Below are 13806 nucleotides of genomic sequence, written 5' to 3' on the forward strand. Positions count from 1 at the left end.
ACTAATTCAATATTTAGTAAAGCATCTTTAATAGCGATAGCTAAATACGGATTTGAAACCGCAGAAATATGGTTTTTTAAAATACGTATATCACGTTGAACCTCTGGATCAACTATCTCTTTTTACAATCATTTTTGAATGCAAAAAGGGAAAAAACAGTCCCTAGAAACAAGGGTAGTGTAGATTTAGGTAAAATTTGATTCATTTTATATTTTTTTTAACATAACAACATAAAGTTATAATTAAATAAAAAAACAAATTAATAAAAGTTATAGATTTTTTTTATACATAAAATATAAAAACCAACAAAAAAATTTATTAATCATAAAAAAACACAAATAGTTTTATTTAAAAGTAAATTCACCTAAAAAATCAACACACGCACTCCTTTTTTAAGCAATTCATAAAATACTAAACCAATCTGTTTTATTATTTTAAAATCATTTGTTTCCAACATATTAAACGGAAGTGATTTAACCCTGATTATCCCTATAAGTTTTTTAATGAAGTAAGAAGATTTCAAATTTTTAGCATAACTTAATTAAGGAGAAAAAATGACGTTTTAAAATTCAAAATTCTTTTCTTTTATAATAAATTTCAAGCGCATAATCTGGATTTAAAACAAAGTCGTGATAATTATTTGTTATGTACCTGCTGTAAAAAATTCTTTTACAAAATCTTCCCTAATTATATAAAGTTATTTTTTAATTTCGATATTCAAAAACTTAAACATAATTATATCAAATTCGTATTATAATTTAATTACAAACAGAAATGAAAAAAATTTTATGGTTTTATTTAGCTACTCTAACTGCACAAGCTCAAAACTATTCACCTCCTTTGATTGAAGCAATTAAAGAAAAGGATCTCCGTACTGATATGTATCAATTAGCTGGTGATCTATTTTTAGGTAGAGAAGCAGGTACTTTAGATGAACTAAAAGTATCTACTTGGTTTACTAATAAAATGAAAGAAACAGGTATGCAACCTGCTGGAGAGTTTGGTACTTATTATCAGTTTTTCGATATGTATCGTCATCAAATAAGTCCTAATAGTTACATAAAAATAGGAGAGAAAAATCTTAAACTTTGGAAAGATATATTGGTAGCCGATGTAGTTAATGCTGATTTAAAAACAACAATCTTATATGTTGGCAAAACGGAACCAAACGAATTAGCTACGAAAAACATTCAAGACAAGATAGTTGCAATTGAAGTCTCAGACACTAATATTGAAAAAGAAATGACCTTATTTGAACGTCGCTATCCTGGTTTCATCAAAATTAAATATTACAATGAAGTAAAAAAATTAGGTGGCAAAGGTATCATTTTTATAACAGATGATATTTCAGAAAAAAGTTGGTCCGAAGTACTTCCACAAATGACACGAGGAGTCTACGGAATAGAAGGTTTACGTGATAAAATTGAAAACACCTTACCTTTGTTTTGGATTAAAAAATCCAACAAAGAATGGTTAACTCAAAATCCATCCATTCAAATTCGTTTAGAAACAAACACTTATCGCTATCCATCTGTTAACCTAATAGGAAAAATAGAAGGAACAGATCCTAAACTAAAAAACGAATATGTCTTAATTAGCGGACATCAGGATCACGATGGTATTCGACATGTCGTAATGAATGATAGCATTTATAATGGAGCTGACGATAATGCGAGCACTTGTGTTGCCATGCTTGCAATAGCCAGAGCATATAAAAAACAACCTTCTAAACGCAGTCTTTTATTTGTTTTTCATGGGGCAGAAGAACGCGGTTTACTAGGTTCTCGTTATCATACACAACACCTAATGATTCCTAAAGATCAAATAGTAGCGGTACTGAATGGCGACATGATCGGACGTAATAATTTAGACGAAGCCGCTTTACTGGGTGCTGAAAGTCCTCACAAGAACTCTGATGATTTAGTTAAAATGGCTATTGATGCCAATAATGAAAGTACCCAATTTAAATTTTTAAAAGATTGGGATTTACCTGAACATCCCGAATTTTTTTATTTTAGAAGTGATCACGCTCCTTACGCTAGAATTGGGATTCCTGCTGTCTTTTTTACTTCTGTTTTACATAATCAATATCACACGCCTCAAGATGAATCAGAAAACATCAATTTTAAAAAATTACATAAAATGACGGAATGGATGTACAGAACTTCATGGAAAGTAGCTAATGAACCGAAGAAACCTCAAATATTAGAAAACTTTAAACTTGAAAGATAAATGGGTTAAATAAAAAAGAGGTAATTAATTCTAATACATTAATTACCTCTTTTTCTAATATTTAGATATTTTTTATAATTTACTCACTTTCTTAACTATTTCTTCGTTGCCAAATTTTAAGTTTAAGAAATAAACACCTGTTTCTAAAAATGATAAATCATACTTTTCTTCTGTTTTCACTTGAGTATCATTCTCTTCATAAACAATTCTTCCTATACGATCTATAACTTGAATTGTACATGAAGCAGGAACCTTTTCAAATGTAATATTTAATACATCACCAAATGGAACTGGATAAATATTAAATTCTTTCTTTTGTACAGGAATAGTTACCACTACAGGAGCCTTATCAAATACATCTTTAACAAATTGAGATGATATTACATTATAATAAGCCTTCATTGCGGCCGTTTGCCCTTGTGTAAACATATACATACAAGCATCATCCACATAATCCATATAATTCATAGTCAAAGCTTTTTCGTTTGCTACACAACCAGAAACGGAACCGAGTACAGGACAATCTTCAGAAAACTTACCCACTTTTGGTGTATCAGCTATCCCATCATCAGCAGTTGCACAACCTCCATTATTACCAAAAGTATGTTGTAAGTTTAAAAAATGACCTAATTCATGTGTCAATGTTCTACCTAAATGATTATCTTCCAAAGGTTGATATCCGGGACACCCTACACCACTACCAAAGCAAAAAGTATTTATAACTACAGTATGACCTTGTGAAGGTCTTCCTCCCAAAACAGAATAACCTAATGTTTCAAATGCTTGAGAAGGATCTTTTTAGGAATTTGACGAACTACTAAATTCATATACCCTTTCCATGTAAGATCTGAATCCGAATTATTCAAAAAATCTGTACCAAATGTAACGGCTGGAGCTCCGTCTACTAATCCTGATTCTTTAGGATGATTTTTAGTAGCTAAAACAAATTCAACTTCCATTTTCCCACTAAAGACATTCCGATACAATCCTGCATTTTCATTCCATTTAGAAATATCTTTATTAGAAGCATTATAATCTGCATTTAACACATCCAATTGACTTTGCACCAAACTTATTATACATTTTTTTACTTCATCACTAACTGAGGTTAAAGCAGGAAAGTGAGCTGCTACAGGAATTCTTATTGGATCAGCTAATTTATTTGCTTCTTCTTTGTTTATTGTACCTTTTAAAAGTCTTGCCTTAAATTTCTCTTGTAGATCATAATGAATGGCTTTATTTTTTGGATCTTTTAAATATTCCTCCATATAGGATTGTGTACCACATTTTCTATCTTGAGCAAATCCTAAGACAGAAATTACTAAAAACAACTTAAAAATTATTTTCATCACTTAAATAATATATTAGTTTTTAAAAAATTTAATTCGCAGCGTTAAGAATACTCCATAATCTATCTTTTAACTCCATCATACCTTGTTGAGCTACAGAAGAAATAAATAAATATTCGATCCCTTTAAAATCTTTATCTAATTGTATTTTCATTTCTGATTTTAATTCATCATCCAGCATATCACATTTCGATATTACTACCAAACGATCTTTGTCTAAAAGTTCTGGATTATACCTACGTAATTCATCAATCAATATATCATATTGCGCTTTAATATCTGTTGTATCTGCTGGTATTAAAAATAACAATGTTGAATTACGTTCTATATGACGTAAGAAATAATGCCCTAATCCACGTCCTTCTGCTGCTCCTTCAATGATTCCCGGAATATCCGCTATAACAAAAGACTGAAAATCACGATATGCGACAATTCCTAAATTAGGTTTTAGTGTAGTAAAAGGGTAATCCGCAATTTTGGGTTTAGCAGAAGTTAATACAGACAATAAGGTAGATTTGCCAGCATTCGGAAAACCAACTAAGCCTACATCTGCTAATACTTTTAATTCTAAAATAATATCTATTTCGTTACCGGGCATGCCCGGTTGCGCATATCTGGGTGTTTGATTCGTTGCACTTCTAAAATGCCAGTTACCTAATCCTCCTTTACCCCCTTTTACTAAAATTTCTTTTTGTCCATCTTCTGTAATTTCAAACAATACTTCATCCGTATCTTTGTCTTTTACAACGGTTCCTAGAGGCACTTCTACAAACTTATCTTCTCCATCATGACCTGTCGAGCGTGATGAACCTCCATCTCCTCCGTGTCCCGCTTTAATATGTCTTAAAAATTTCAAATGAAACAACGTCCATAGATTCTTATTACCGACTAGTATAACATGTCCTCCACGACCTCCATCTCCTCCATCTGGGCCTCCTTTTTCAATAAATTTTTCTCGGTGTAAATGAGAAGATCCTTTTCCTCCTTTACCCGAAGCTGCATATATTTTTACGTAATCTACGAAATTTCCTTCTGTCATTTTTTAAGGCATTAGACATCAGCTAATAGACATATTGGACAACCAACTTCCTATTAGCTAATAACTTTTAACGTTTAATTTATTTCTTTTAATGAACGAACAATTACTTTGTCTATTTTTACCCCGTCCATATCTATTACTTCTAATTCCATCCTATTCCAAATTAGTTTTTCTCCCACTTTAGGAATAGAACCTAGTTCGGTCATAATCAACCCACTTACTGTTGTTACTTCATAATCATTAATTAGATCATCCATGTCAAAATAAGTTAAAAAGTCATGCAAGGAATAATGTCCGTCTACTAACCAACTTCCATCTTCTCTAGCTATTAGTTGAAATTCCTCCTCATAAAACTCAGCTGCATCTCCTACCAATGCTTCTAAAATATCATTGAGAGTTATTATACCTTGTAATACACCATACTCATCTGTTACAAAAGCATAATGTACTTTTGTTTTTTTAAAAATTTCTAATGCTTTATATGCAGAGGTATGCTCAATAAAATAAACAGGTTCTTTTGTTATGGAACGTAATTCAAATTTTCCTCCTTTTTCAAAATTTGCAAATAAATCTTTCAAAAAGACAACACCGACTACATTATCTAAATTATCCTCACAAACAGGATATACAGAATGTAACTCTTCTAAAACTTGTGTTTTTAATTCATTTACTTGATCTTCTAGAGAGAGGTAGACTACTGATTTTCGGTGAGTCATTAAAGAGTTTACTTTCCTATCTCCAATATGAAAAACACGCTCTACTATATCTTGTTCAATTTCTTGTACTTCTCCTCCTTCTGTACCTTCCTTTATAATGGCTTTTATTTCTTCTTCTGTAACTTTTCCATCTGCTGTTGGTTTTATATTAAAAACCTTTAAAACAAACTCTGTAGAAGTAGTTAACAACCAAATAAAAGGTGCCGTAGCTATTGAAATCATTTTCATAGGAACAGCGACAGCTTTAGCGATCATTTCGGGATAATTTAAACCGATTCTTTTCGGTAATAACTCTCCTAAAACTAAGGAAAAAAATGTTAAAACTACCACAACTACACCTGTACCTAAACCTTTGGAGTAGGGAGCTGTTATTACATAACTTGAAAAGAATGCTTGTACATCATGTGTAATTTTATCACCAGAGTAAATCCCTGTTAAAATACCAATTAAAGTAATACCAATTTGTACTGTTGATAAAAATTTATTAGGTGAATTAGCAAGATCTAACGCTGTTTTTGCACTCGTATTGCCTTTTTGGCGGCGGTTTCTAACCTATTTTTCCTTGCTGATATGAGTGCAATTTCTGACATGGAAAAAACTCCATTTAACAGTATCAGCAAGAATATTATGACTATTTCCATTAGCTATTTTATTTTTTAAGCTACAATATTTATGCACATAAAAGCTGTTTCAAAAAAAACAACATTAAGTAACAAATATAACAATTTGATTTTTTACTTTTAAAACGAAATCTTATAAACTTTCTATAACGGAACTCAATCGTTGTGCCACTTCTTCAATGGTACCAATACCATCTACTTCATAAAATTTATCTTTACCTTTATAGTACCCTATCAGAGGGGCGGTTTTTTCGTTGTATTCTTGATAACGATTTCTTATTTTTTCTTCATCTTGATCATCTGTACGACCTGAGGTTTTGCCACGTTCTAATAAACGTTGTACTAAAATTTCATCATCTGCTTCTAAAGCAACAGTAGCTGTAACAAACTGCTTTTTAGAAAGTAAAAAAGCATCTAATGCTTCCGCTTGTGCGATAGTTCTCGGAAATCCATCAAACAAAAAACCCAATGAATTAGGATTCTTTTCAACTTCAGATTCTAACATATTAATAGTAACATCATCAGGCACTAACTCTCCTTGATCCATATAAGATTTAGCTAACATTCCTAACTCCGTTTCATTTTTAATGTTAAAACGAAATATATCTCCAGTAGACAAATGTGTCAGATTGTATTTTTTTGTTAAAAATTCAGCTTGAGTTCCTTTTCCTGCTCCGGGTTTTCCGAAAAGAACGATATTAATCATTTTCTTTAAAAATTTTTTATTTTGTTAATTTTATATCTCTATTCTGCCAATTGATAAACTTCCTTTAGATTTCTACCTAATCCATCATAATCCAATCCGTATCCTACAATAAACTTATTCGGAATTCTAATCCCTATGTAATCTAGTTTTATCTCTTTTGTATAAGCTTCTGGTTTAAAAAATAAAGTAGCAATTTTAAGTCTTTTAACTCCTTGATTTTTAAAAATATTTTTTAATTCTTCTACGGTATTTCCCGTATCTACAATATCTTCTACAATAATAACGCTCCTATCTTTTAAATCTTCATTTAAACCTATTAATTGCTTAACTTCATGAGTCGTACTAGTTCCTTCATAAGAAGCCAATTTCACAAAAGACACTTCACAAGAAGAATCATAATGTTTCATCAAATCAGACAAAAACATAAATGCCCCATTAAGCACTCCTATAAAAACGGGTATCTCATCTTGAAAATCATCTTTAATTTGCTGAGCTAAACTACCTATAGCAAAATCAAGCTCTTCCATCCCTATAAAAGGTTTAAAATATTTATCGTGTAATTTAATCTCCATTTTTTGTGTTGTTTAAAAAAATAAACGGCAAAGATAGCATAAAGATTTTAGATATTAGATTTTTACTACCTAAGTTTTTATGTACTTTTTGAGAGAAAATTCTAATGTTTTTTTCTTATAAAAATTCACAATTTACATTTCAAAACAACTACCTGATTAAATCTTTTTTCTATACTTTAATTCTAAAAATGACTTAAACACTATCTTTAAATTTCAAGAAATCATCTATATATTCTCTAATTATAAATTTATTTTTTTGCCAACCCAACATAGATGCTTACATTTCTTATCTATCTAAAATCCTAAATTCCGCATTAGACCCAAAATAATTAGCCAAGTCAAATCTATTCTTTTTATTATTCTTACAATTCAAACACATACTCAAAATTTTAATCATTAGTTTCTTATTTCTTCTTATGAAATTATCTCTGAACATTTATTTTTTTATTCCACAACGAAGTCGAATACAAAATCTGAATTAAAAAACAGACAACAAACTCATTTTAGAATCAAAAAATAAATTATTATTTTTCCACATAAAAAAACTATTTCCTTCTCCACTCTTTTCCCAATCAAGAACCTTTATATTGAAACATAAGAAGAAGACATATATAAAAAACACAACACCTTAATTATCAAACATTAGCACCCATAATTAAAATTAAAAATGAACTTTAACAAAATATACGGTTTTCCCGTATGAATTTTAACAAGATTTGCCCTAATTTTGAATCAAGCAAAACAAACTAAAAAAAACTATATAACACCCTACTTATTTCAAAGCGTACTTTTAACCCAAAGTCGTCTTTCATTAAAATACCCTTCCCAAACGGGGTATTTTTTTTTGTGTTAATAGTATCCCTTCATTCGTTTTTTTGAAAAAATAGTATCTTTGCGTCACACACAACACAACAACTACAATGAATTATTATTTTTCTTCCGATTTTAAATTGGGAATATTAGGAGGTGGTCAATTAGGAAAAATGCTATTGTATGACACACGTAAATTTGACATTCAAACACTTGTATTAGACCCCGATGAAGAAGCCCCTTCTCGTTTTGGCTGTAATACTTTTCAAAAAGGAAGTCTTTTAGACTTTGACACCGTTTATCAATTTGGGAAAAAAGTTAACTTATTAACTCTTGAAATAGAACATGTAAACCTAGAAGCTTTAGAAAAACTAGAAGAAGAAGGCTTAGCTATTTATCCATCACCCAAAACCTTACGTTTGATTCAAAACAAAGGACGTCAAAAGGATTTTTATATTGAAAATAACATCCCGACATCGAAACATCAACGTTTTGTAGACTTGAATGACTTAAAAAACACGTTGGATAAAAATTTACTAAATTTTCCTTTTGTATGGAAAGCGGCGCAAGGAGGTTATGATGGTAATGGCGTAAAAATTGTACGCTCTACCATCGATTTACTTGAGCTTCCTGAAGTAGAATGCTTAGCAGAAGATTTAGTTCCTTTCAAAAACGAATTAGCCGTTATTGTTGCTAGAAGTCCAAAAGGCGAAATTAAAACCTATCCAGTTGTAGAAATGGAGTTTCACCCCGAAGCTAACCGGGTAGAGTACACTCTTTGTCCTGCTCGAATTTCTCCTGAGGTAGCATGGAAAGCACGTGAGGTTGCCTTAAAAGTTTCAGAAGCCATGAACCATGTCGGATTACTAGCCGTAGAAATGTTCCAGACAGAGAAGGATGAAATTATAGTAAACGAGGTAGCACCACGTCCACACAACTCAGGACATTACAGTATTGAGGCCAGTTATACATCGCAATTTGAACAACATTTACGCGCCATTCTTGATTTGCCTTTAGGCAATACCAATAGTAAAGTTGCAGGCATCATGGTAAACTTAGTAGGAGAAGAAGGTTACTCTGGGCAAGTAGTTTATGAAAACATTGACAAAATCATGGCAATTGATGGAGTTACACCTCATATTTACGGTAAAAGAGAAACAAGACCTTTCCGTAAAATGGGACACGTAACGATAGTAAATGAAGATATGAATGAAGCCAGACGAATTGCGGAAGAAGTGAAAAATTCGTTAAGAGTGATTAGTGTAGCCCCCTAATCCCCAAAGGAAAATTTAAGATCTTAAAATGTATAAAATTTTATTTTTACTATTTAGTATAACCTGTTTTGGGCAAAATAATTTTGAAACCGATACGAATTCAAAAATTGCTTTTGCAGATTCACAATTAGAAGCTGAAAGTATTGCGATTAGAGATATTAAAAATAATAACATATCCATTTTTATTGAAAACAATCCGTCTCCAATTATATATAGCTCAGATAAAGATTTTGAGAAGAAATTCAATATAAAATTCATTTTGCAAGGATGTACTAGTTCTAAATATGCTGTCAATTATAATTATATCATTTTCAATTTCTTTCTAAAATCTTTTGATAAAAAGTGGATAAAAGAAATCAGAAAGGATGCAGTTGGATTTAAAAACTGGAAAAAACACAAAAACGAATTAACCATTTTAAAATTTTAAATAACATAAAACCTACCCCCTAAGTAGGATTTCCATCGTAATGGAATTAGGGCACATCGTATGAAAGTAGCCATCGTAATGGGAAGCATATCGGATATGCCAGTTATGCAAGATGCCATAGATATTTTAAAAGAATTTGGAATTGAAACCGAAGTAGATATTGTTTCAGCGCACAGAACGCCTGAGAAATTATTTGATTTCAGCAACAATGCACACAAACGAGGCATTGCTGTTATCATTGCTGGAGCTGGTGGTGCGGCACACCTTCCGGGTATGGTAGCCAGTATGAGCCCACTGCCTGTTATAGGGGTACCTGTAAAATCTAGCAACTCAATTGATGGTTGGGATTCCGTATTATCTATTTTGCAAATGCCGGGTGGGGTACCTGTAGCAACAGTAGCATTAAATGGCGCTAAAAATGCGGGTTTATTAGCCACACAAATACTAGGAGCACAAAATCCAACCATTTTAGAAAAGATGATTGTATATAAAGAAGGATTAAAACAAGCCGTACTTACCGCTGCTAGTACACTTAAAAAATAAACGGAACTACCCGAAAACAACAACTCACAGGAAGTCTATCACTTCAATCAAAGGGAAAATCGCATTAGTATCGCTCTGTGATTTTCCCTTTTGATCCATAAACGGATAGTCTCTCTTATGATTCCTCAAACAAAAAACAAAAAACATAATTTAACATAAATCAGACAATCTTGCTATAAGCAGTCATAAATAGATGCCCCTTCTAGTATTTATTATTTAGCTTTTAACAACTATATTTATAGCTTCAAAAATCATACGAAAAAAATATGAAAAATTTAGTACGTAAATTTCAAACAAAACACGATACAGCGCCTTTCCAATCTATAAAAATGGAAGATTATAAACCTGCAATTATAGAAGCTATTGAACTGGCAAAAAAAGAAATTAACGCTATCATTACAAATCCTGAAACGCCAACTTTTCAAAACACTATTGAAGCCTTAGCGTTTTCTGGTCAAACTTTGGATCGAATTACGAGTATCTTTTTTAACCTAAATGCTGCCGAGACTTCTGATCAAATGCAACAAATTGCACAAGAAGTTTCTCCGCTTTTAACAGAATTTAGTAACGACATAACCTTGAATACTGATTTATTTAATCGCATAAAAAACGTTTATGAACAAAAAGAAACGTTGCTATTAACTCCCGAACAAACTACTCTATTAGATAAAAAATACAAAAGTTTTACCCGTAATGGTGCTTTACTCCCAGAGGATAAAAAAAATCGTTTACGTGCCATTGATACAGAACTTTCTAAACTAAGCTTAACTTTTGGCGAAAACGTTTTAGCAGAAACAAATAATTATGAGCTCCTAATTACAAAAGAAGAAGATTTAAAAGGCTTACCGCAAGATACTATTGATACCGCTTTAGCATTAGCTAAAAACAAAAACAAAGAAGGCTGGCTATTCACCTTAAATATGCCTAGCTACTTACCTTTTGTAACCTATGCCGAAAATAGAACGCTACGAAAAGAATTGAGTATTGCGTATGGTAAAAAAGCCTTTCAAGACAATGCGTATAACAACGAACAAATTGTGGTAAAAATCGTTACTTTACGTCATGAACGAGCTAATTTACTCGGTTATGAAACACATGCGCACTTTGTTTTAGAAGAACGTATGGCGCAAAGCCCTGAAAAAGTAACCGCCTTTTTAAACGATTTATTACAAAAAGCAAAACCCGCTTCGCAACGTGAGTTTAACCAACTTGAAAACTACGCCAAACAGTTAGACAAGATAGAGCAATTGGAAAAATGGGATGGGGCTTACTATTCTGAAAAATTAAAACAAGAACTATTTAACTTAGACGATGAAAAATTAAAACCTTATTTTCAATTAGAAAATGTTGAAAAAGGAGCCTTTGAAATTGCGAATCGCTTATTTGGATTACAATTCACAGAAGTTTTTGACATCGACAAATATCATGAAGAAGTCCACACTTTTGAAGTTACAAATGAAAAAGGAGACTTAGTAGCCATCTTCTATTCTGACTATTTTCCAAGAGAAGGAAAACGTAATGGCGCATGGATGACCTCCTTTAAACCACAATATATTAAAGACGGAATAAATGAACGACCACATGTTTCTATTGTCTGCAATTTTACAAAACCTACACCCACTAAACCTTCTTTATTAACTTTTCAAGAAGTAACAACCTTATTTCACGAATTTGGTCATGCGTTACATGGCATGTTAGCCAATACTACCTATCCTAGTTTATCGGGTACTTCCGTATTTTGGGATTTTGTAGAATTACCTAGTCAGGTTATGGAAAACTGGTGTTACGAACCCGAAGCCTTGGCATTATTTGCTAAACACTACAAAACGGGAGAAGTAATTCCACAAGAATATGTAAATAAGATTAAGGAGAGCGCCAGCTTTTTAGAAGGTATGGCAACGTTGCGTCAGTTAAGCTTTGGTTTATTAGATATGGATTTTCATGGGCAAAACCCATCTAAAATCACTTCGGTAAAAGCGTTTGAAAAACAATCTATGGCAAACACAATGCTTTATCCTGATGTAACAGAAAACTGTATGAGCGTTGCTTTCTCTCATATTTTCCAAGGGGGCTATTCTTCAGGGTACTACAGTTACAAATGGGCAGAAGTTTTGGATGCCGATGCCTTTGAATATTTTAAAGAAAATGGGATTTTCAATAAAGAAATTGCTACTAAATTTAAAGATTATGTGTTGTCACAAGGTGGTACAGAACACCCAATGACGTTGTATAAAAAATTTAGAGGTCAAGAGCCCAAACCAGAAGCTTTGTTGAAACGTGCAGGTTTATTATAATTTATATCATTAATTATTTTGAAAAAATATTTTAAAATCACCTTATACGGTTCAGCTCTTTTTATAGTTACTATTTTTGCAGTAAATTATTATATAAAATCGACTACCGAAGATTTGATTTACACTTCCGACACCAAAATCCCCACCAACAAAGTGGGGATAATTTTCGGAGCTGGAATTAATGGTAACCAACCCAGTAAATATCTAAAAGACCGATTAGATGCGGGGATCCAACTATACAACAAACATAAAATTGAAAAGATACTTCTTTCGGGTGATAATGGCAGAGACGAGTACGACGAATTGACCGTAATGAAAAACTATTGCTATCAAAACGGTGTAGATACGACAAAAATCTATATTGATTATGCAGGTTTTGACACCTACTCAACATTGTATCGCGCCAAAAGTATTTTTAAAATAAAGAATGCCATTTTAATATCCCAAAAATACCATTTGAATCGTGCTATTTATATTGGAAGTCAAAAGGGACTTGATGTGATTGGCTATTCAGCAAACAAAGGAGCCTATAAAGGCTATAAATATGTTTGTTTTAGAGAGTATTTTTCTAGATTCAAATCGGTAATGGATGTATTTAGAAATCGAAAACCTCACTTTTTAGGTACTGTAATTCCTATAGAAGGGGTTTCCAATTTTAGCAAAGAGGATAAAAGGTGATAGTTTTAGAATTGCTATTAATTTAAATTAGCTATATTCAACAAAAAAATCTGTGCATTTGTGGTAAAATCTTTTCAGTTTTTTTGCCACAGATGCACAGATATTAAATTGATTAGTTCAACATTATAGAATCAAAAGAATTTGGTATATTTTGAATGATATTTTAATTATTTATTCAAGCAATGTCAACGTATCGTCATCTAAAATTTCTTCGTGCTTTACGATATAAGACAACGCAATCTTTACCACATCATTTAAGTTAAGCCCTTTTTTAGATGCTAATAGAGCCGTTTTCTTATGCAATCCATTAGAAACTCTCACATTAAATGTTCCTTTATAAGTTTTCTCGGGTTCTTTATTTAAATCTTTACACGTTTCTAAATAATCCGTAATCGATTCTTTAAAAGAAACTTCTAATTCATCCACTGAACTGCCTTCAAAAGTTACTAAATCATTAATTCCATGAATTTTCCCAAAAAATATTTTATCATCTGCTGAAAACTCAACAGTTCCAAGATAGCCTTTATACTCTAAATAATTTTTCAT

The 13806-nt window shown here is 31.7% G+C and carries 12 protein-coding genes and 1 pseudogene; 6 read left to right on the plus strand and 7 right to left on the minus strand.

Annotated features, from left to right (window positions below):
- Positions 1-774: 774 nt before the first annotated feature.
- Positions 775-2232 (plus strand): M28 family metallopeptidase, encoded by a 1458-nt coding sequence (locus JJC05_RS04735; RefSeq protein WP_235878384.1) that lies wholly within the window; start codon positions 775-777, stop codon positions 2230-2232.
- A 72-nt stretch (positions 2233-2304) separates the two neighbouring features.
- Here the strand turns inward: JJC05_RS04735 and JJC05_RS04740 are convergent, their stop codons facing one another.
- The 6 genes and pseudogenes from JJC05_RS04740 to hpt form a co-directional block, all read right to left on the minus strand.
- Positions 2305-2988, minus strand: coding sequence for a zinc-dependent metalloprotease (locus tag JJC05_RS04740; RefSeq protein ID WP_235878386.1), 684 nt, complete (start codon positions 2986-2988; stop codon positions 2305-2307).
- A gap of 11 nt (positions 2989-2999) precedes the next feature.
- On the minus strand, positions 3000-3581 hold the full coding sequence (locus JJC05_RS04745) for a hypothetical protein (RefSeq protein ID WP_235878388.1): 582 nt from the start codon (positions 3579-3581) through the stop codon (positions 3000-3002).
- 31 nt (positions 3582-3612) lie between these two features.
- A complete protein-coding gene (gene obgE, locus JJC05_RS04750; protein WP_088393130.1) occupies positions 3613-4620 on the minus strand; it encodes a GTPase ObgE in 1008 nt (335 codons plus the stop codon).
- 74 nt (positions 4621-4694) lie between these two features.
- Positions 4695-5926 (minus strand): annotated as a pseudogene (locus JJC05_RS04755) (hemolysin family protein).
- 163 nt (positions 5927-6089) lie between these two features.
- Complete coding sequence (locus JJC05_RS04760; protein ID WP_105195485.1) at positions 6090-6662, minus strand: adenylate kinase; 573 nt, start codon at positions 6660-6662, stop codon at positions 6090-6092.
- A gap of 38 nt (positions 6663-6700) precedes the next feature.
- Positions 6701-7234, minus strand: a complete 534-nt coding sequence (gene hpt / locus JJC05_RS04765) for a hypoxanthine phosphoribosyltransferase (protein WP_088393136.1) — start codon at positions 7232-7234, stop codon at positions 6701-6703.
- Between the two features lie 920 nt (positions 7235-8154).
- Here hpt and JJC05_RS04770 point away from each other — a divergent pair.
- From JJC05_RS04770 to JJC05_RS04790, 5 genes are all read left to right on the plus strand, one after another.
- The gene (locus JJC05_RS04770) at positions 8155-9318 is read left to right on the plus strand and encodes a 5-(carboxyamino)imidazole ribonucleotide synthase (RefSeq protein WP_235878390.1); all 1164 of its coding nucleotides are present in this window, start codon (positions 8155-8157) and stop codon (positions 9316-9318) included.
- 28 nt (positions 9319-9346) lie between these two features.
- A complete protein-coding gene (locus tag JJC05_RS04775; RefSeq protein WP_127823707.1) occupies positions 9347-9745 on the plus strand; it encodes an FEKKY domain-containing protein in 399 nt (132 codons plus the stop codon).
- 60 nt (positions 9746-9805) lie between these two features.
- The gene (gene purE, locus JJC05_RS04780) at positions 9806-10288 is read left to right on the plus strand and encodes a 5-(carboxyamino)imidazole ribonucleotide mutase (protein ID WP_235878392.1); all 483 of its coding nucleotides are present in this window, start codon (positions 9806-9808) and stop codon (positions 10286-10288) included.
- A gap of 266 nt (positions 10289-10554) precedes the next feature.
- The gene (locus JJC05_RS04785) at positions 10555-12582 is read left to right on the plus strand and encodes a M3 family metallopeptidase (protein ID WP_235878394.1); all 2028 of its coding nucleotides are present in this window, start codon (positions 10555-10557) and stop codon (positions 12580-12582) included.
- Between the two features lie 18 nt (positions 12583-12600).
- The gene (locus JJC05_RS04790) at positions 12601-13260 is read left to right on the plus strand and encodes a SanA/YdcF family protein (RefSeq protein ID WP_235878396.1); all 660 of its coding nucleotides are present in this window, start codon (positions 12601-12603) and stop codon (positions 13258-13260) included.
- A gap of 171 nt (positions 13261-13431) precedes the next feature.
- Here JJC05_RS04790 and JJC05_RS04795 read toward each other — a convergent pair whose 3' ends face one another.
- On the minus strand, positions 13432-13806 hold the full coding sequence (locus JJC05_RS04795; RefSeq protein ID WP_105195480.1) for a type II toxin-antitoxin system HicB family antitoxin: 375 nt from the start codon (positions 13804-13806) through the stop codon (positions 13432-13434).

This window comes from Flavobacterium davisii, assembly GCF_019565505.1.
Classification (GTDB): Bacteria; Bacteroidota; Bacteroidia; order Flavobacteriales; family Flavobacteriaceae; genus Flavobacterium; species Flavobacterium davisii.

Coding starts and splice junctions, on each gene's coding strand:
- JJC05_RS04775 (WP_127823707.1), top strand. CDS start 9,347: ATGTATAAAATTTTATTTTTACTATTTAGTATAACCTGTTTTGGGCAA.
- JJC05_RS04795 (WP_105195480.1), bottom strand. CDS start 13,806: ATGAAAAATTATTTAGAGTATAAAGGCTATCTTGGAACTGTTGAGTTT.
- hpt (WP_088393136.1), bottom strand. CDS start 7,234: ATGGAGATTAAATTACACGATAAATATTTTAAACCTTTTATAGGGATG.
- JJC05_RS04745 (WP_235878388.1), bottom strand. CDS start 3,581: ATGAAAATAATTTTTAAGTTGTTTTTAGTAATTTCTGTCTTAGGATTT.
- JJC05_RS04735 (WP_235878384.1), top strand. CDS start 775: ATGAAAAAAATTTTATGGTTTTATTTAGCTACTCTAACTGCACAAGCT.
- JJC05_RS04760 (WP_105195485.1), bottom strand. CDS start 6,662: ATGATTAATATCGTTCTTTTCGGAAAACCCGGAGCAGGAAAAGGAACT.
- obgE (WP_088393130.1), bottom strand. CDS start 4,620: ATGACAGAAGGAAATTTCGTAGATTACGTAAAAATATATGCAGCTTCG.
- JJC05_RS04785 (WP_235878394.1), top strand. CDS start 10,555: ATGAAAAATTTAGTACGTAAATTTCAAACAAAACACGATACAGCGCCT.
- purE (WP_235878392.1), top strand. CDS start 9,806: ATGAAAGTAGCCATCGTAATGGGAAGCATATCGGATATGCCAGTTATG.
- JJC05_RS04770 (WP_235878390.1), top strand. CDS start 8,155: ATGAATTATTATTTTTCTTCCGATTTTAAATTGGGAATATTAGGAGGT.